This window comes from Chryseobacterium sp. S90 (assembly GCF_047444895.1).
GTDB lineage: Bacteria > Bacteroidota > Bacteroidia > Flavobacteriales > Weeksellaceae > Chryseobacterium.
The window spans coordinates 59682-77771 of the sequence record NZ_JBLGCX010000007.1 but is presented as its reverse complement, the minus strand read 5'-3'; the positions used below and the strand labels follow the sequence as shown (position 1 = coordinate 77771).

Here is an 18090-nt window from a genome sequence, read left to right as displayed (position 1 = left end):
GTGCTTATTTTTTTAGTTCACAGTCCGATATTTGTTCTATTTCAATGTTATGGTTCCTCAGGAACGATATCCCATCGTCATCTGAATACTCATTAATATACACCAGTCTCGTAATTCCTGCCTGTAAAATCAGCTTGCTGCATTCTTTACAGGGAGACAGCGTTAGGTATAACGTTGCCCCTTTCGCAGATTGAGTAGAAGCGGCCAGCTTTAATATAGCGTTGGCTTCAGCATGCAATACGTACCAGTGTGTTTTCCCTTCTCCATCTTCACAGCAGTTTTCGAATCCCGAAGGAGTCCCGTTGTAACCATCTGAAATAATCATCCTATCTTTTACGATAAGAGCTCCCACCTGTTTTCTCTTACAGTAGGAGAGTTTTGCCCATTCTTGGGCCATTTTTAGATAAGCTTTATCAAACTTATTCATACCGCAGCATTGTTTTTTTTCGAAATAATTTGGATTAAAGTCTTTAGAAAGACTAGAAGTTAGGCTTTCTCTTCTCTAGAAACGCATTAACTCCTTCTTTCTTATCTTCCATTTCAAAAAGTTCTCCGAAATATTTGATTTCAGTTTCAAAACCTTTCTCCGTGTCAGATAAATTTACGGCATTTATAGCCTTGGATATTGCCATTGGTGAATTGTAGGCAATAGTATTTGCTAATTCTTTCGTTTTGGTTAATAATTCTTCAATAGGATATACTTCATTGACAAGTCCGATCTCTTTTGCTTTTTGAGCAGGGATCATTTTGGCAGAGAAGATCATTTCGTTGGCAATACCTTTTCCTACAAGCTTTGGAAGCCTTTGAGTTCCGCCGTATCCCGGAATTAATCCAAGAGTTACTTCAGGAAGCCCCAATCTGGCGTTTTCCGATGCATATCTGATGTGGCATGCCATAGCAAGCTCTAAACCTCCGCCCAATGCAAAACCATTTACGGCTGCGATGACAGGTTTAGACATATTTTCAATTTTATTAAACAATGTATTTTGTCCGTTTCTTGCAAGTTCTTCTGCTTTTTCCTGCCCGAATTCGCTGAATTCCTTGATGTCAGCACCTGCTACAAAGGATTTCTCTCCACTTCCGGTAAGGATAATTACCCTGCAGGAATTGTCGGCGTTAAGCTCGTCCAGTGCGGTACTGATTTCCTGAATCGTTTTTGCATTTAAAGCATTTAAACTTTCAGGTCTGTTTATGGTAATGATAGATAATTTATCTTCTTTTTTTAATAATATGTTCTCGTAACTCATTTTTCCACTTTAAAATATCATCCTTTGCAAATTATGAATTTTTTACAAAAAAAAGGAAAAAATATTATTTTTTTTTCCTTTTTTTTAATTTATCATTCAATATGATTATTTGGAATGATTCATCATATTTGCATCAATATTGACGTTTAGCTGAGAAGCTACTTTCATGCCAAGCTCAATGTTGGCTCTGAAAAAGTGACATAATTGTCGGTTAATAATCTCATCTTTTTTCGGCCCGCTGATGCCTTTCATGCTTCCTATAATATTTTGGATCAGCCGATCTCTGTCTTCTGCATTCATTGCTTTTGAATAAAGCAGACCTGGTTGAGTATAATGATCGCTGTCATTATCATTTCTGTTATAGCTGGCAACATGAGCACTGTCTAATTCATACTCAAAACCTTTGTAATCAGAATCTGCTTTGATATCATCGAAACTGTTCGGGTGGTAATTCGGTTTGTCCTGATAGTAGCTTGAATCTGCCATATAACCATCTCTTTGATAGTTGTTGACCGCAAAAGGACATCTGTTTACTTCTAATTGATGAGCGTTGACACCTACTCTGTAACGATGGGCATCAGGATAAGAGAATAATCTTCCCTGCAGCATTTTGTCGGGGGAGAAACTAATTCCATTAATCAGGCTGCTTGGTGAAAATGTAGATTGTTCAACATGGGCAAAGTAATTAACAGGAACTTCATTGAGCTCCATTTCTCCTACCTCAATTAAAGGAAAATCATCATGGAACCATACTTTTGTTACATCGAAAGGATTCCATCTGAAATCTTTTGCCTGTTCCTCGGTCATCACCTGAATGTACATAGTCCATTTCGGGAAATCGCCGTTTTCAATAGCATTACATAGATCTTCCTGAGCAAAGTCAGGATTTTCACCAGCCATTTTTACAGCTTCTTCATCAGTGAAATTTTTCACTCCCTGTTTTGTTTTGAAGTGGAATTTCACCCAGACTCTTTCATTATTATCATTGATCATGGAGAAAGTATGAGACCCGAAACCATGCATATGTCTGTATCCGTAAGGTGTTCCTCTATCTGACATTAATATAAGAACCTGATGAAGCGATTCCGGATTTAAGCTCCAGAAATCCCACATCATTGTAGCACTTTTTAAATTGGTTTTTGGAACTCTTTTTTGGGTATGAATAAAATCCGGGAATTTTTTAGCATCCTTAATAAAGAATACCGGAGTATTATTTCCCACAAGATCCCAGTTTCCGTCTTCAGTGTAAAATTTTAAAGCAAAACCTCTTGGGTCTCTTGCGGTATCTGCACTTCCTTTTTCTCCACCCACAGTAGAGAATCTGGCAAACATCCTGCACGAATTTCCTATTTTTGAAAACAGCTTTGCCTTTGTGTACCGGCTGATATCATGGGTTACGGTAAAGGTTCCGTAGGCTCCGCTTCCTTTGGCGTGCACTATTCTTTCAGGAATTCTTTCCCTAACGAAATGCGCAAGATTTTCCTGAAGAATAAAATCTTGCAGCAATACAGGGCCTCTTGGTCCTACCGTCTGTGAATCCTGATGCTCAAAGTAAGGTGCTCCGTTGCTTAACGTTAATTTTTTAGAATCCATATAATTGAAGATTTGAGTAATTCTTTTTCCTTTTTCTAAATTGAAGTGTAAAGGTAGTGAATATCAAATTTACTTGAATTTTTAATTGCTAATAACAAAAACGTTATATCTTTGTAATAGATAATATTAATCAAATGAACATTCAGCAACTGGAGTATCTTATCGCTGTTGATAAGTATAAACATTTTGGTAAAGCAGCTCAGGCATGTTTTATTACGCAACCTACGTTAAGTGCCATGATACAGAAATTTGAGGATGAACTGGATGTGAAGGTTTTCGACAGAACTACTCACCCGATTCGTACCACAGATGTAGGTCTTCAGATTATTGATCAGGCAAAAGTTATTATAGAGTCTGTCAATGAGCTGAAAAACAAAGCGAACCTTTTGAATAATATTTTAGGAGGAACTCTTAATCTGGGGATTATTCCTACTGTTTCTTCTTTCATTCTGCCTACGGAAATCTTCAAATTCCTTGAAGATAATCCAAAGATTCAGATGAATGTAAAAGAAATGACAACGGATAATATTATTAAAGCTTTAAAAGCCGGAGAATTGGATGCGGGAATTATCTCAACTCCTTATGATACGGCTGACGAGTTTTATCAGGATTTCCTATTCAATGAAGAGCTGATGATTTACAGTTCCAATACAGAAGCCAACAAAAAGAATTCTTACATCATTCCGGAAGACCTGAATGTAGAAAAAGTATGGCTGCTTGAAGAAGGAAACTGTCTTAGAAATCAGTTTGAAAACATCTGTCATCTGAAAGAAAATACATTGAAGCCTAAAAACTTAGATTTCTTAGCTTCCAATATCCAGACTCTGGTACACATGGTAGATAAAGTAGGAGGAATCAGTATTCTGCCGGAACTTGCATTGAGCCAGCTTTCGGAAGAGCAGAAGAAAAATGTTTTCAGATTCAAAAAGCCTTTCCCTTATCGAGAGATCAGTATTATTTATTATAAGCCAACTTTTAAGCAAAAAATTATTGATGAATTGTCACATTCTATCAAAACTTCTTTAGAACTTAAGTTGAATTATCACGAAAGTCCAAAAGAATTTGTAAGCATTAAGCCTCAGTAATGGAAATGCTTTAAAGTGATAGAAATCATCAATTTAAATAAAATTATAATTAATAAACAAAATCTTTGAGTATTACGAAAATAGTGCTTAAATTTGCTGACGTTTATTACGAGGAAAAATTTGACCTGATTGCAACCTCTATAAAAATATGCTAAAACAGTATTCTTTTTTTCTGGGCAATTTCATTCATATTTTTCGTAAATACTATTTTTAAATCTTTAAAAACAAAAGAATTATATGTCTTATTTATTTACATCTGAATCAGTTTCAGAAGGACATCCGGATAAAATTGCCGATCAAATCTCCGATGCATTAATCGACCATTTTTTAGCATATGATAAAGACTCAAAAGTAGCATGTGAAACTCTTGTAACTACCGGACAGGTGGTATTGGCAGGAGAAGTAAAATCTGATGCTTACCTTGATGTACAGACTATTGCCAGAGAAGTAATCAACGGAATTGGGTATACAAAAGGTGAATATATGTTCAATGGAGATTCTTGTGGAGTAATCTCTGCCATCCATGAGCAGTCACCTGATATCAACCAGGGAGTTGACAGAGCTGTAAATGATGAGTCTTTTGAAGCAAAAGCAAATGCACAGGGAGCAGGAGACCAGGGAATGATGTTCGGGTATGCTACCAATGAAACGGCTAACTATATGCCTCTTGCATTGGACCTTGCTCACACTATTCTTAAAGAACTTTCTGCCATCAGAAGAGAAAATAAGGAAATCACTTATCTTCGTCCGGATGCAAAAAGCCAGGTAACTATTGAATATTCTGATGACCACAAGCCAATCAGAATTGATTCTATCGTAGTTTCTACTCAGCATGATGACTTTGCAGCTGAAGAGGAAATGCTGAATAAAATCCGTGAGGATATTAAGAATATTCTGGTTCCAAGAGTTGTAGCACAGCAGACAGAGGAAATCAAAGCTTTATTCAACGATCAGATCAAATATCACATCAATCCTACAGGAAAATTCGTAATCGGGGGACCTCACGGAGATACTGGTCTTACAGGTAGAAAAATCATTGTTGATACTTACGGTGGTAAAGGAGCTCACGGTGGTGGTGCTTTCTCTGGAAAAGATCCTTCTAAAGTAGACAGAAGTGCAGCTTATGCAACAAGATATATTGCTAAAAACTTAGTAGCTGCAGGAATTGCTGATGAAGTTTTGGTACAGGTTTCTTATGCAATCGGAGTAGCTGAGCCTTGTGGACTGTATATCAATACTTACGGAACTGCTAAAGTTGATCTTCACGATGGTGATATCGCTAAAAAAGTTTCTACGATTTTCGATTTGAGACCTTATGCTATTGAACAGAATTTAAAATTAAGAAATCCTATTTATCAGGAAACAGCTTCTTACGGACATATGGGTAAAGAGCATTATGTAGCTGATAAAACGTTCAATAAAGGACATAAAAATGAGCTTACATTAAAAAATCTTGAGTTCTTTACTTGGGAGAAACTAGACAAAGTAGAGGAGATTAAAACCGCTTTTGGAATTTAATTTCTCTTTAAAGAATAATAAATGAGCTGCTTTATCTTTGGATAAGGCAGTTTTTTTTAATTTTACACCTTAATAATATAGAAAGATGATGAATTTTCGAACTGTAGTTGCCGTCCTGTCATTGTTTTTGCTAAGTACATTAGCAAAGGCACAATATACCATGCATAAAATGATTACGGTGGGGTATACTTACCAGAATCAAAGTTTTGGTGAAGTAGGGGGTAAATTACTTTTTCTTAAAAATGATGATGTGATTTACAGGTTGGGTGGATCTGCTTTAATGGGAGCCGTAGATTCTAAGTTTGCTATTATGCCGAAACTGCAGGCGGATGTTCTTCTTAATTTTGAAAAAAATGTAGACTTCTATCACTCGTATTACTTTTTAGCAGGAGTAGAAGGAACCAATAAATATATTGCCCCTAAAATAGGAGTTACCTTATTTGGGATGCTGGATCTTACAGGAGGCTATGCTTTCCCCATCGGAGATACCCGTTTGAACGGAAAAGAGATGAAAGGACTGAATGTTAATTTTACATTAAATATCCCTACCGTGTTCATTCATGACATGTTTAAATGATTTTTTTTAGATTTTTCTCTATAAAATTTAATAATAGGTTAACAGTTATTAAAAAATTATTATATTTACATCATAATAATTGTACTACCGCCTATAGAATAGACTCTACTCTAGAACTGTTTTGTTTATACAGCAAAAGCCAGATGAAATATCTGGTAGAATGCCTGTCTACAAATATTTATATTGAGAAGAGTTATGAAATCAAAATCGGATAGTTTACTAATTTCCCTTTACCAGAAAGGAGACGAGGGCGCATTGTCAACCCTTATTCACCGACATCAGAGAGAACTGTTTACATTCATTTTTTACAAAATTAATGATGAAGATTTAGCTAATGATATCTTTCAGGATACATTCATGAAAATTATTGTTATGCTTAAAGAAGGGCGTTATAACGAAGAAGGTAAATTTATTCTTTGGGCAAAAAGAATTTCCCACAATTTAATCATCGATCATTTCAGATCAAAAGCAAAGAATATAAAAGTTTCAGAAACTACTTTTGAAACTGATGAATATTCTATTTTTGATTTGATCAGAGAGCCTTCTGAGAATATTGAAGATCAGCTTGTAACGAATCAGATACAGGAAGATCTTTTAAGGATGCTGCAGTTTTTACCGCAAAATCAGCAAGAAGTAATCAAACTTAGATTTTTTGACGGCCTGAGTTTCAAGGAAATTGCAGATCATACGGATATGAGCATTAATACGACCCTTGGAAGAGTACGGTATGCACTGATCAACCTGAGAAAAATCATGGATGAAAATAATATAATATTAACCAGATAAATAATATTTCAGGAAATTTCACGTTTTAAGGAAAACATACTTCGCTTATGAAAAAAAATGACTCCTTAAAAGTGAAAACTTTGAAACCTAAGAAACAAACAATTGATTTTTTGCTGAATTTTTCTAAAAGCCTTGAGATTGTGAAAAGCAAGAGCAAAAATTATCCTATTACAAAAAATTAAAATGATTAACTTTGTGCTGTATGAAAATGCAGCATGTTTTTTTTGACCTGGATAATACACTCTGGGATCACCGTAGAAATGCCTATCTTACCATCAGGGAACTTTTTGAACAACAGGAAATAACTTCAAAGTACAATATTGACTTTGAAGAATTTCACTCTGTTTACCATGATATCAACGAAGATTTGTGGGAAAAGATCAGAGATGGGATTATTGGCAAAGAGTACTTGAGAGAACACCGTTTTTATGATTCTTTTAAACATTTTGGAGTAGATAATAAAGAATTGGCTCTTTATTTTGAAGAAAACTTCCTTGATAATATTGTGAGTCATAATGAATTGGTAGAAGGAGCTGAAGATGTCTTGGAATATCTGAAAGCTAAGAATTATACATTACACATTATCTCCAATGGATTTCAGGAAGTAACGGAAAGGAAATGTAGCCTGTCTGGAATCGCACCTTATTTTAAGACCATTACCAGTGCAGATGCTGTGGGGGTAAGAAAGCCCAATCCCAGGATTTTTGAATACTCCTTAGGACTTTCCGAAGCCAGAAAAGAAGAAAGTATCCTGATAGGAGATGACTGGATTGCTGATGCAATGGGAGCAACAGACTTTGGAATGGATGCCATTTTCTTTGATGTTTATAAGGAAGATAAACAGAGAGAAGGATTAAAAGCCATTACTCATCTTCAGCAGATTAAAGAATACTTATAAAATGTAAGACCGTAAAGTTTACAGTATAAATATAAGCCACTAAGATCATCTTAGTGGCTTTTCTGTTTTTATAGACTTGGGGAAATCAACCTAAATTTGATTTAATTTTTTTACCGGATGAGTATTCCCAATTCTTTCCCAAATTGATTTGGAACTTTGCTCCATAATAATGACAGAAAAATTAAATATTATGAAAAATGTAAAGAAAATCGCAGGAGTATTGATGATCATGTTTTTATTGATGGGAAGTTTTGTTTCTGCACAGGATAGAGCGATCAATGCTAATCAGCTACCCAAAACAGCCAAAAACTTTCTAGCGGCCCATTTTAAAGGAATACCTGTAAACTCGGCTATAGAATACAGAGAAATCTATGGAGTAGATGAATACAAAGTATATCTGACTAACGGAATGAAAATGGAGTTTGACAGCAATGGAAACTGGAAAGAAGTGGATGGGAAACATCAGAAACTACCCTATGGTTTTATCCCGGTATCAATCAGAAACTATAGTACAAAGAATTTTCCCAACACTTACATCATCAAAATCGAAAAGAAAAGATGGTCTTATAAAGCAGAACTTTCCAACGGATTGGAGCTTGAATTCGACAGAAACGGAAATTTTAAAAGAATTGATGATTAACACTTAACTACAGACACTAAATTTTATTATTATGGTCAACTGGAATTTAATAAACAGCAACGGAAGAAAAATTTCTTCTGCTCAGATTAGAAAGAATATAGTTTCGTTTATGACAAGAAACCACCCTTGCAGCGTAATTGAATCTATTGAAAAAAAATACAATGCTTACAAAATTCATTTGATGAACGGTCTATGTCTTGTTTTTGATGCAGACGGTCGTAATGTGAAATCAAATTAGATTATTCATGAAAAAGTGCCTGAGGGAAGAAGGTAGGGAGTATTTCCATTTTGTAGACATCTTATCGGTAATTTATCATATAACCCTTATACTGATCATATTCTCGTAGACTTTTGGATGTGTATCCCTATCTCCGGCTTCCCTCCTTATAATTTCCTATATTTGATATAAGTTAATCGCGCAGCAGAGCATATAGATCCAGAGGTATGAAGATTTTAATAGTAGAAGATGAGCCCGAACTGAAAGATACGGTACAGAAATTTCTGGAGGCAGAACATTTCATTGTGGAGTATGCAGAAAATTACAGTAACGGACTGGAGAAAATTATTTCTTATGAATATGACTGTATTTTGCTGGATATTATGCTGCCTGACGGAAATGGAATAGATCTGCTGAAAGAGATAAAAAAAATGCACAAGAAAGATCCCGTAATCATCCTTTCTGCCAAAGATTCAGTGGATGATAAGGTAACCGGGCTGGAAATTGGAGCTGATGATTATCTTGCAAAACCTTTCCATCTTGCAGAACTAATGGCGAGAATCAAGTCTGTGATCAGAAGAAAGAATCAGGATGGTGAAAATATCATCCGATATAAAAATATAAGTATTGATCCGGAGAACAGAACGGTGAAAGTAGGAAATAAGGAATTGGTCCTTAACCGCAAAGAATATGATCTATTGTATTATTTTGTGATCCATCCCGAAAAAACTTTGCAGAAAACGACATTGGCGGAAGCTATCTGGGGAGATTATATTGATCAGGCAGACAGTCTGGACTTTATTTATTCACAGATTAAAAATCTTCGTAAAAAATTAAAAACACTCAATGCCGAAGCTGATTTTCAGGCGGTGTACGGGATAGGATATAAATTCATCTGATGAAAGTTTCTTTAAAATATTATACCATAAAATACCTGATTATCATCCTGCTGTTCATTATTGCAGTTTGGGCAGGGCTGTTTTATGCTTATATCCTGGATGAAGTGCATGATAATGTGGATGACGGATTAAAAGATCGGAAAATACAGATTATCAAAGCCGTTTACCTGAATCCTCAGCTGTTGAAGAATAATGATTTTGGATTTAATGAATTTAAAATCAATCCCATTAAAGCTGAAGAATATCAGAATAAAAGCAGACTGTACAATAAGATGTATTATATGGAATATGATGATAAGGACCAGCCTTACAGAGTTCTGGAGGCAGACTTTATCGATCAGTTTAAAAATCAGCAGAGGCTTGTTATAAGAACTTCTACCGTTGAAGAGGACGAATTGATCTACGACCTTACGACTGCTTTAATTGTGCTTTATATTCTTTTGGTAATAAGTATTGTTGTAATCAACGGATATCTGTTGAATAAGGCAATGAGGCCATTCTATCTGATTTTGGATAAACTTAAAAAATATCAGTTCGGAATTCCTTTTTCACAGGAAAAACAGACTTATAAAATCACTGAGTTTGAAGAATTGAATGTGGAAATCAATGAAATGATTGAACGTAACGAGCTTGTTTTTTATCAGCAGAAACAGTTTATTGAAAATGCGTCCCACGAACTTCAGACTCCTTTGGCTATTGTTATTAATAAGATTGATCTTCTGATTCAGAATGATGACCTTGATAAAAAGAGTCTGACCTTCCTTACCGAAGTTAAAAATGATTTGCGAAGAATGGTAGGCTTAAACAAATCATTATTAATGCTTTCCAAAATTGAAAACAGTCAGTTTAATAAAACGTCAGACGTTGATTTTAACGGAATGATTGCTCAGTTGGTTCAGAATTATGAAGATTTCATCACATTTAAAAAAGTTGAGGTTAATATTATAGAGAAAGGAAAGTTTGTTGCAGATTTTAATCAGGATCTTGCAGATATTCTACTGTCCAATCTTCTGAAAAATGCCATTAAATATAATAACGAAGAGGGAACGTTAAATATTATTGTTGAAAATAACCGGATTACATTCCAGAATAGTGGTGCGTCCGTTCCTTTGGATAAATCCAAAATATTTAATCGTTTCTATAAACAAGGATCAGATCATACCTCTACCGGATTAGGATTGTCTATCATTAAAACCATAATAAAACAATATCCGGGATGGGATATTGTCTATGAATTCGGAGACCAGATGCATTACTTTATCCTGACAAAGAATAATGCATATTAAAGAAGTATACTTTATATCAATAGAAAAAGCCTTTCAAACGAAAGGCTTTCTTATGTTTAAAACTCAGAATTAAAATCCTAAGCTTGTTCTTACTCTTTTAAGAGTTTCCAGTGCAATAGGTCTGGTTTTTTCTGCTCCTTGCTGTAGTTTTGCTTCCAGCTCGTCAAGATTATTCATATAATAAGTGAACGTTTCTCTTTCTTTCTCAAAACGTACCAGAATAAGATCCAATAACTCTTTCTTAGCATGGCCATATCCGAAGTTTCCGGCAAGATACTTGGCTCTTAACTCTTCAGTCTGTTCAGGAGTTGCAATAAGCTCATAGATCTGGAATGTTTTATCCGTTTCAGGATCTTTTGGTTCCTCCAGAGATTTGGAATCAGATTCAATGCTCATTACCTGTTTTTTCAGTTCCTTTTCAGGTAAGAAAATATTGATAATATTTCCCATTGATTTAGACATTTTACGTCCATCAGTTCCGGGAACATATTTCGTGTCCTGCTGAAGTTCTGCCTGTGGTAATACAAGCACTTCCCCCATTTGATTGTTAAATCTGGAAGCTACATCTCTTGCAATTTCCAGGTGCTGAAGCTGATCTTTTCCTACAGGTACAATTTCTGCATCATACAGTAAAATATCTGCAGCCATCAGAATAGGGTAGGTAAACAATCCTGCATTCACATCCTGAAGCCTGTCAGCCTTATCCTTAAATGAATGGGCTAATGTTAATCTTTGATAAGGAAAAAAACATGATAAATGCCAAGAAAGTTCACAGGTTTCAGCGATATCACTTTGTCTGTAGAAAAATGTTTTTTCAGTATCTAGTCCACAAGCAAGCCAAGCCGCAGCAATCTCGTAGGTATTTTGTCTTAAAGTCTGCGCATCTTTAATCTGTGTAAGCGTATGAAGATTCGCAATAAATAAAAATGATTCATTTCCTTCCTGCTTGGATAGTTCGATAGCAGGAATAATGGCCCCTAATAAATTTCCAAGATGGGGTGTTCCGGTGGCTTGAATGCCGGTAAGAATTCTTGACATTTGTTTAAAATTTATATTTAAAAATTAATGAATAGCAAATTTACGAGGTTTGCCGGGAATAACGAAAGATAAAAGATAAAAGATAAAAGATAAAAGATGTTGCTATTAAAATTCAATAGGGGTAGGCTTTAGCCCAGCCAGATTAAAAAAGCATCTCTATTGGCTTTAGCCAAAACCTATTAATCAGCAAAATCTCAATATCCTTCTAAACAATCATCTGTGACAATCCGTGCTTAAAAAAACTAAGGAATCACAATCTTCTCTCCTCCAAATTTCGGTTCTACCCCAAAAAGAAGATCCCAGTATGCTTTAGCTTTGGCCGCATACTCTCTGATATTAGTCTTTAACCCTGCATATTTATTCACATCAGCAGCATTATATCCAAAGGCTTCCATTCCATTTTTTCTGGCCAGGAAAACAGCTCTTTCATTATGGAACTTCTGAGAGATAATAATCACTTTTGTCTGGCTGAAAATATCTTTTGCCCTCACAACAGAATCCAATGTTCGGAATCCGGCGTGATCCATAATAATTTTATCCTGTGGAACTCCGCTCTGCATCAATGCCAGCTGCATGTCTTCAGGTTCATTATAGTCTTTGGTACTGTTATCTCCGCTAACGATGATGTATTGTATTTTTCCGCTTTTGAATAAATCAGCAGCGGCTTTAATTCTGTTATAGAAATAAGCATTCGGAGTTCCGTTACTTAATGTTTTTCCGGTACCTAATAGCAGACCTGTTTTTGCTTCCGGTATATCAGCAATATTGTAGGAAACAAAAGGTTCACTATCTTTTTTGATGCTGTAATTTGCCCAGGCAATAAAAATAATTCCTGCAACCAGAAGAAGCAGGAAAATTTTAAAAATATTTTTGATTATTTTTTTCATCCGAAATAGATCATTTAAAACTCCAGTCCGTTAGGGAAAGCTTTTTTTCTGAATATTAATAAGAATGCGGCACCAACAGTAATGGCAGAATCGGCAACATTAAAAATATACTTGAAGAACTCAAGGTGTTTTCCTCCTATTAAAGGCCAGCTTTCAGGAACATTCCAGTCTACCAATGGGAAGTGAAGCATATCTACTACACATCCTTTCATAAAAGTAGAATATCCGTGTCCGAAAGGAGCGATTTTTGAGATTCCGCCGTAGCCGATCCATCGGTCAATGCTAGGATCATATACCGTCCCGCTGTCGAAAATCATTCCATAGAACATTCCGTCAATAAGGTTTCCGATAGCACCGGCAAAGATGATCGCCATTGGAATCAAAAGATAATTGGAAGCTCCTTCTTTTAACCATTTTTTGAACATGTATACCATTCCTCCGATCAGGAAGATTCTTAGGATCACCAGAAAATATTTTCCAATAATTCCTCCGAAGTGGAATCCGTAAGCCATTCCCGGGTTTTCCACAAAGGTTAGTTTAAATCCAGGCAGAACAGTTACGCTGTCATCCAGATTAAAATGAGTTTTGATATAAATTTTTGAAGCCTGGTCAATTAATAACACCAAAAATGTTATCGCTAAGATCTTTTTCATTATTGCCCTTTAGGTTTTGAAGGCTTTGCAGCCGGCTTATTATCGCTTGCTTTCTTGACTACTTTCTGTCCGTTATACGAACTTTTAACATGAGCTTTTTCAAATTTAATGCCCATTTCCTTCAAAACACTTTTCAGTGCACTCAACTCCATAGAATTTTTAGGATGTACTATGATAGATTCCATTTCTTATATTTAAATATTTACATTTTGGACAGCTCATCAAGTCTCTTTCTCTCTTTTTCAGACAGATCATTGACTCCATTTTTGCCCATCTTACTCAAAAGTCTGTCGATCTCTTTCTCCCGGTCACGTTTATCAGAATTGAACTTGTCATCAATAGTATAGTTTTTCTGCTGATCAGGAAAGAATCTGTTTTTGATCCATTCTCTGTTGAAAAACAGTAATACTATTGCGATAATAAATCCCAAAATTAATAATTCGCTCATGGGTATACATTAAAAATTAGGTTTATAAAGTATTCGTGAATACGTTATAAACCCAATATTATTTTTACAAACCTTGCGGTTATTTTTGCATATTTTTCGCTTCGATGCTCAGCGTAGCGTGAGGAACGGCTAGAAGTCTTTCCTTAGGAATCAGTTTTCCTGTTACTCTGCAAACACCATACGTTTTATTTTCGATTCTGATCAAAGCATTTTTAAGGTCACGCACGAATTTCTCCTGTCTACCTGCCAAAATAGAGTTCTGCTCTTTGCTCAGAGTTTCTGCTCCTTCCTCAAAAGCTTTAAAGGTAGGTGAAGTATCATCGGTTCCATTATTCTGGTCGTTGATAAAACTTTCTCTGATAAGCTGAAGATCTTTTTCTGCTTTTTCTATTTTTTCTTTAATGATCGCTTTAAATTCCTGTAAATCAGCATCGCTGTATCTAACTCTTTCGTCTGACATATTCTTTCTCTTTTTTAATAAAATTATGAAATGGAATTTGAAATATAATAACTACATGTTAATTTTTTTCAACATTTATCTTAAAATTAACCTCATCTATTTCGATTTCGTTAAAATTTGAAAGTGAAGATACAATTTCTATTTTATTTGACAAGACTTCAGAAGAAATATATTCTTCATTTTTCTTAATCTCATTCAAGAAAGGAGAACTTTCTTCTAATGTGATTGAAATTCTGTCTGTCAGTTCAAAGTCTTTATCTTTTCGCAGGTTTTGAATTCTGTTGATGAATTCTCTTGCGATACCTTCAGATTTTAGCTCATCGGTTAACGTCAAATCTAATGCCACAGTTGTTTTTCCATCAGAAGTTACAGTCCATCCTGGGATATCTTTTGTAGAAATTTCCACATCATCAAGGGTGATTTCATATCCCTGAACATCTAGTTTTCCTTCTTTTTCAAGAGCGGAAATCTGTTCTGCAGCAAGATTGCTAATCTCGGCACCTACTACCTTCATATCTTTTCCTAATTTAGGACCAAGAGCTTTGAAGTTAGGCTTTATCTGTTTTACAATTAAGTGAGATGCTTCTTCAGCATTAATTAACTGTAATTCTTTCACGTTCACTTCCTGCTTGATAAGATCAGCAACAGCAAGAATCTGCTCTTCTGTTTTAGAATCCAGTACAGGAACCAATACTTTTTGTAGCGGCTGGCGAACTTTTACATTTTCTTTCTTTCTTAGAGAGAACACCATACTTGTAATGTTCTGAGCCAGATGTGTTTTTTCAACCAGATCCTGATCAATTAAGCTTTCATCGGCTACCGGGAAGTCTGTAAGGTGTACAGATTCACATTTTTCTTTACCTGTTACTTTATTTAAATCCTGATACAACTGATCCATAAAGAACGGAGCAATTGGAGCTGACAATTTAGCAACTACCTCAAGACAAGTATATAAAGTCTGGTAAGCTGAGATCTTGTCATCAGAGTAATCTCCTTTCCAGAAACGTCTTCTGCATAATCTTACATACCAGTTACTCAGGTTGTCGTTCACAAAATTACTGATGGCTCTTGCTACTCTTGTTGGCTCATAGTCTTCGTAGAAAGCTTTTACTTCTTTGATCAGAAGATTCAGTTCAGAAAGAACCCATCTGTCAATTTCAGGACGGTTTTCTACTTCTTTTTCGGAATAGTTGAAGCCATCCACATTTGCATATAAAGCAAAGAATGAATAGGTATTATAAAGTGTTCCGAAGAACTTTCTTCTTACTTCGTCTATTCCTTCAATGTCAAACTTCAGGTTTTCCCATGGGTTGGCATTGGAGATCATGTACCATCGGGTAGCATCCGGTCCGTATACAGCAAGTGTTTCGAACGGATCTACTGCATTTCCTAAACGTTTTGACATCTTCTGTCCATTCTTATCCAGAACAAGACCGTTACTCATTACATTTTTATAAGCAACAGAATCAAACACAGCGGTTCCGATGGCATGAAGGGTATAGAACCATCCACGCGTCTGGTCTACACCTTCTGCGATGAAATCAGCCGGGAATGCTTTATTATTGTCTATTAATTCTTTGTTTTCAAAAGGATAATGCAACTGTGCATACGGCATAGAACCTGAATCGAACCAAACGTCGATCAAGTCGCTTTCACGTCTCATTGCTTTTCCTGAATCAGAAACCAATACTACTTTGTCTACTACATTTTTGTGAAGATCCACAAGCTCATAGTTAGACTCAGACATATTTCCGATGATGAAACCTTTGAACGGGTTTTCAGTCATCAGTCCGGCTGCAATTGATTTCTCGATTTCGTTGTATAATTCCTCTACAGAACCTATGATTTTTTCTTCTTTCAAATCATCTGTTCTCCAGATCGGTAATGGGATACCCCAATATCTTGAACGGGAAAGATTCCAGTCATTTACATTTTCCAGCCAGTTGGCAAAACGTCCTTCTCCGGTAGCTTTTGGCTTCCAGTTGATTTCTTTGTTCAGATTAACCAGTCTGTCTTTTACAGCAGTCATTTTTACAAACCATGAATCCAACGGATAATACAATACCGGTTTGTCAGTTCTCCAGCAATGTGGATAGGAGTGAACATATTTTTCTACTTTGAAAGCCTTGTTTTCCGTTTTCAACAGGATGGCAAGTTCTACATCCCATGATTTCTCAGGAGCAGTTCCTTCATCATAATATTCATTTTTGATATAAGTTCCGGAGAATACCTCAGGCACATTGTCTCCTTTGATGAATCTACCTTGTAAGTCAACCAATGGTACAAGATTGTCATTTTCATCTTTTACCAACATTGGCGGGATCTCAGGCTGAGCCATTTTCGCCACTCTCGCATCATCCGCACCAAAAGTAGGTGCCGTATGAACGATACCTGTACCGTCTTCAGTGGTTACAAAATCTCCTAAGATTACTCTGAATGCGTTCTCAGCATTATCGTTTGGCGTAAACCAAGGAACTAATTGCTCATATCTTGTATCAACAAGTTTTTCTCCTGTAAACTCTTTTAAAACCTTGAAAGGAATTACTTTAGTTTCCGGAGTATAGTTGGCAAAATCCTCATCTGTACCTTCTGCATATTTTTTACCGAAAACCTTAGGTAAAAGAACTCTTGATAAAACAACAGTTACAGGTTCAAATGTATATTGATTGAAAGTTTTAACTACAACATACTCAATATCTCTTCCTACGGTAAGAGCAGTATTGGATGGAAGCGTCCATGGAGTTGTCGTCCATGCAAGGATATGAACATCTCCGTCAACATCATTGAATAACGCTGAAGAGCCTTTCTTTACCTTAAACTGAGCAACCACCGTTGTATCTGAAACATCACGATACGTCCCGGGCTGATTCAGCTCGTGAGAAGAAAGTCCAGTTCCTGCTTTTGGTGAGTAAGGCTGGATGGTGTAACCTTTGTACAATAAGCTTTTATCATACAACTGCTTCAACAACCACCAAACGGTTTCCATATATTTTGACTTATACGTGATATACGGATCATCAAGGTCTACCCAATATCCGATTTTTTCTGTAAGATTATTCCAAACATCGGTATAACGCATTACTGCTTCACGACAAGCTTTGTTGTAGTCTTCAATAGAGATTTTTTTGCCAATATCTTCTTTCGTAATTCCTAATTCTTTTTCTACACCCAGTTCCACAGGAAGACCATGCGTATCCCAGCCTGCTTTACGGAAAACCTGTTTCCCATTTTGAGTCTGGTAACGGCAGAAAATATCTTTCAATGCTCTTGCCATTACGTGGTGAATTCCAGGCATACCGTTTGCTGAAGGCGGACCTTCATAAAAAACAAACTCAGGATTTCCCTGACGAATCTCAACACTCTTATTGAAAGTTTTATTTTGTTTCCAAAATTCCGCTACATTCTCTGCTACGTCAATAAGGTTGAGGTTTTTGTATTCTTTAAATTGGCTCATTGTAAATATCTCAATATCGTTGATTAATTAAGTCTGCAAATTTACTAAAATTTGTCGGTTTATAATATATGTTTTATTTTGATATCATCTATTAAAAAGTTCAATTTCAGAAATATAATAAAGAAAGTGGGAGAAAGTGAATAGTGAATGGTGAATAAGTGAATTTTCCTGACTGTATTTCATATAAAATTTAATGCGATTTATTCAATAGGAGTGGGCTTTAGTCCGCTTAAATAATAAAAACATATCCAATGGCTTTAGCCAAAACCTAATGATTACGCAAAGTTCACAAAGATCTTATGAATGGGTTAAAATTGTTTGCAAAGGCGTTTCACTCAGCAAAGGAAAGCTGTGGTTAAGAAAACAAAGGTGATTCTAAAAAATGAATATCCCAACAACCGCTT

19 protein-coding genes are annotated in these 18090 nt (G+C 35.7%); 9 read left to right on the top strand and 10 right to left on the bottom strand.

Going from position 1 to position 18090, the window contains the following annotated elements; genetic code table 11:
- Positions 1 to 4: 4 nt before the first annotated feature.
- From ACLMCG_RS18085 to ACLMCG_RS18075, 3 genes are all read right to left on the bottom strand, one after another.
- On the bottom strand, positions 5 to 427 hold the full coding sequence (locus tag ACLMCG_RS18085) for a deoxycytidylate deaminase (RefSeq protein ID WP_034692520.1): 423 nt from the start codon (positions 425 to 427) through the stop codon (positions 5 to 7).
- A gap of 52 nt (positions 428 to 479) precedes the next feature.
- Positions 480 to 1247, bottom strand: a complete 768-nt coding sequence (locus tag ACLMCG_RS18080; RefSeq protein WP_223601405.1) for an enoyl-CoA hydratase/isomerase family protein — start codon at positions 1245 to 1247, stop codon at positions 480 to 482.
- A 105-nt stretch (positions 1248 to 1352) separates the two neighbouring features.
- Entirely contained in the window at positions 1353 to 2840 is a 1488-nt protein-coding gene (locus tag ACLMCG_RS18075) for a catalase (RefSeq protein WP_413960674.1), read from the bottom strand.
- Between the two features lie 134 nt (positions 2841 to 2974).
- Here ACLMCG_RS18075 and ACLMCG_RS18070 point away from each other — a divergent pair, with 134 nt between their 5' ends.
- The 9 genes from ACLMCG_RS18070 to ACLMCG_RS18030 all read left to right on the top strand — a co-directional run bounded on the left by ACLMCG_RS18070 (position 2975) and on the right by ACLMCG_RS18030 (position 10746).
- Positions 2975 to 3925, top strand: coding sequence for a LysR substrate-binding domain-containing protein (locus ACLMCG_RS18070; protein ID WP_047377365.1), 951 nt, complete (start codon positions 2975 to 2977; stop codon positions 3923 to 3925).
- Positions 3926 to 4162: 237 nt separating this feature from the next.
- Positions 4163 to 5443 (top strand): methionine adenosyltransferase, encoded by a 1281-nt coding sequence (gene metK, locus ACLMCG_RS18065; protein WP_413960673.1) that lies wholly within the window; start codon positions 4163 to 4165, stop codon positions 5441 to 5443.
- A gap of 85 nt (positions 5444 to 5528) precedes the next feature.
- Positions 5529 to 6020, top strand: coding sequence for a hypothetical protein (locus tag ACLMCG_RS18060; RefSeq protein ID WP_413960672.1), 492 nt, complete (start codon positions 5529 to 5531; stop codon positions 6018 to 6020).
- A gap of 195 nt (positions 6021 to 6215) precedes the next feature.
- Complete coding sequence (locus ACLMCG_RS18055) at positions 6216 to 6806, top strand: RNA polymerase sigma factor (RefSeq protein ID WP_047377368.1); 591 nt, start codon at positions 6216 to 6218, stop codon at positions 6804 to 6806.
- 202 nt (positions 6807 to 7008) lie between these two features.
- The gene (locus ACLMCG_RS18050; RefSeq protein ID WP_413960671.1) at positions 7009 to 7704 is read left to right on the top strand and encodes a YjjG family noncanonical pyrimidine nucleotidase; all 696 of its coding nucleotides are present in this window, start codon (positions 7009 to 7011) and stop codon (positions 7702 to 7704) included.
- 190 nt (positions 7705 to 7894) lie between these two features.
- Positions 7895 to 8344 (top strand): PepSY-like domain-containing protein, encoded by a 450-nt coding sequence (locus ACLMCG_RS18045; RefSeq protein ID WP_413960670.1) that lies wholly within the window; start codon positions 7895 to 7897, stop codon positions 8342 to 8344.
- A 25-nt stretch (positions 8345 to 8369) separates the two neighbouring features.
- Positions 8370 to 8582 carry a PepSY-like domain-containing protein gene (locus ACLMCG_RS18040; RefSeq protein ID WP_413960778.1) on the top strand — a complete coding sequence of 71 codons (213 nt, stop codon included), beginning with the start codon at positions 8370 to 8372 and terminating at the stop codon, positions 8580 to 8582.
- Between the two features lie 206 nt (positions 8583 to 8788).
- Entirely contained in the window at positions 8789 to 9460 is a 672-nt protein-coding gene (locus ACLMCG_RS18035) for a response regulator transcription factor (protein WP_413960669.1), read from the top strand.
- Positions 9460 to 10746 (top strand): sensor histidine kinase, encoded by a 1287-nt coding sequence (locus ACLMCG_RS18030; protein ID WP_413960668.1) that lies wholly within the window; start codon positions 9460 to 9462, stop codon positions 10744 to 10746. Before ACLMCG_RS18035 ends, ACLMCG_RS18030 begins: the two co-directional genes overlap by 1 nt.
- 69 nt (positions 10747 to 10815) lie before the next feature.
- On the opposite strand, the gene trpS is transcribed toward ACLMCG_RS18030, so the two are convergent.
- From trpS to ileS, 7 genes are all read right to left on the bottom strand, one after another.
- Entirely contained in the window at positions 10816 to 11784 is a 969-nt protein-coding gene (gene trpS / locus ACLMCG_RS18025) for a tryptophan--tRNA ligase (protein WP_223601413.1), read from the bottom strand.
- Positions 11785 to 12026: 242 nt separating this feature from the next.
- Positions 12027 to 12671: a vancomycin high temperature exclusion protein gene (locus tag ACLMCG_RS18020; protein ID WP_413960667.1), complete on the bottom strand. Its 645-nt coding sequence runs from the start codon at positions 12669 to 12671 to the stop codon at positions 12027 to 12029.
- A 14-nt stretch (positions 12672 to 12685) separates the two neighbouring features.
- Positions 12686 to 13324 carry a lipoprotein signal peptidase gene (locus tag ACLMCG_RS18015; RefSeq protein ID WP_223601415.1) on the bottom strand — a complete coding sequence of 213 codons (639 nt, stop codon included), beginning with the start codon at positions 13322 to 13324 and terminating at the stop codon, positions 12686 to 12688.
- Positions 13324 to 13509: a DUF2683 family protein gene (locus tag ACLMCG_RS18010; RefSeq protein WP_223601416.1), complete on the bottom strand. Its 186-nt coding sequence runs from the start codon at positions 13507 to 13509 to the stop codon at positions 13324 to 13326. Before ACLMCG_RS18010 ends, ACLMCG_RS18015 begins: the two co-directional genes overlap by 1 nt.
- Before the next feature lie 17 nt (positions 13510 to 13526).
- Positions 13527 to 13772 (bottom strand): DUF6576 domain-containing protein, encoded by a 246-nt coding sequence (locus ACLMCG_RS18005; protein WP_223601417.1) that lies wholly within the window; start codon positions 13770 to 13772, stop codon positions 13527 to 13529.
- 79 nt (positions 13773 to 13851) lie between these two features.
- Positions 13852 to 14232 carry a TraR/DksA family transcriptional regulator gene (locus ACLMCG_RS18000; protein WP_002983772.1) on the bottom strand — a complete coding sequence of 127 codons (381 nt, stop codon included), beginning with the start codon at positions 14230 to 14232 and terminating at the stop codon, positions 13852 to 13854.
- A gap of 58 nt (positions 14233 to 14290) precedes the next feature.
- Positions 14291 to 17686: an isoleucine--tRNA ligase gene (ileS, locus tag ACLMCG_RS17995; protein WP_413960666.1), complete on the bottom strand. Its 3396-nt coding sequence runs from the start codon at positions 17684 to 17686 to the stop codon at positions 14291 to 14293.
- Positions 17687 to 18090 lie beyond the last annotated feature (404 nt).